Origin of the sequence: Paenibacillus forsythiae T98 (genome assembly GCF_000520735.1) — a bacterium.
GTDB classification, from domain to species: domain Bacteria; phylum Bacillota; class Bacilli; order Paenibacillales; family Paenibacillaceae; genus Paenibacillus_AQ; species Paenibacillus_AQ forsythiae.
In genome coordinates this window covers 1-1,074 of sequence record NZ_ASSC01000872.1, presented here as the reverse complement: position 1 = coordinate 1,074, position 1,074 = coordinate 1, and the positions used below count along the sequence as shown (strand labels likewise).

The 1,074-nt window shown below is 57.8% G+C and carries 1 protein-coding gene and 1 pseudogene; one reads left to right on the top strand and one right to left on the bottom strand.

Annotated features, from left to right (window positions below; all coding sequences use genetic code 11):
• Positions 1-407, top strand: a pseudogene (locus L692_RS33315) (MFS transporter); the annotation flags it as partial.
• Positions 408-416: 9 nt separating this feature from the next.
• Here L692_RS33315 and L692_RS0126295 read toward each other — a convergent pair.
• Positions 417-890: a YbaK/EbsC family protein gene (locus L692_RS0126295; protein WP_025702860.1), complete on the bottom strand. Its 474-nt coding sequence runs from the start codon at positions 888-890 to the stop codon at positions 417-419.
• Between the last annotated feature and the right edge of the window lie 184 nt (positions 891-1,074).

The window sequence follows — 1,074 nt, the reverse complement described above, 5'->3', positions numbered from 1 at the left end:
CCCCCGCCATAGACGGCCTGCCCGCACGGCAGCGCGGCTCGGCAAGCGCAACGCTTAATTTCCTCCGGTCCCTGGGCATGACGGTGGGCATTACAACCTTCGGCATTATCCAGAGCCATTATTTGGCGAACCGCCTGGGTCATCTGTTCGGAGCTTCAGGCTCCGCTCAGAATGGGGCGGGGGCGCCCGACCTGTCCGACCCCCATACCTTGCTGTCCCCGGATACGCGGGCGCTGATACCGCCGGAGATTCTGGGCAAAATTACGGAGGGGCTGTCTTCCTCCATCACCTATACCTTCGCCTGGGCCATTATACCGGCGGTGCTGGCCCTGTTGGCCTCGCTGTTTATGGGAAGCAGCAAAATGACCGCCCCGGGAGAAGAAGATAAAGCGTCCGCCGGCCATTAATGGCCGGAGCTATTCCCAATCCTTGCAGACGTCGACCCATGCCTTGCCGCCCGAGTATTGCTCCAGCTCGCCGCAGGTCAATTCAATGGCGGAATTCGAGCTGCCGCAGGCGGGGAACAGGGTGTCGAAGCGCCTCATGGAGACATCCAGATAGACTTCCAGCTCATGGGTCAGTCCGAAAGGGCATACGCCGCCGACGGCATGTCCCGTCTGCTCCAGCACTTCCTCGGGACTCAGCATCTTCGGCTTGAATCCGAATTCGCTCCGGAATTTTTTGTTGTCGACCCTGGTGTCGCCCGCAGAGACGACCAGAATGGCGGCTTCGCCTTCGCCGCGAAACGACAGCGTCTTGGCAATGCGGGCGGGGATAACGCCGATGGTCTCGGCGGCTTTCTCCACGGTGGCGCTGGAAGCGTCAAATTCCATAATATCCTGCTCTTTGCCAAGGGCGCGGAAGTGCGCTTTTACATTTTCGATAGACATGACAGCGGGTTCCTTTCCTTATAAAATAAAAATGTTGGATATGAAATCAATCTTCCAGATTGAGCTTTTGCAGCAGGACAATCAGCTGATCCTCTTCTTCCGGCGTTAAATCGCGCGTCAGCCTGGCATTGGATTCATCCAGAAGGGCCTGAAGCACCGGCTGAAACTCCACAGCTTTTGGCGT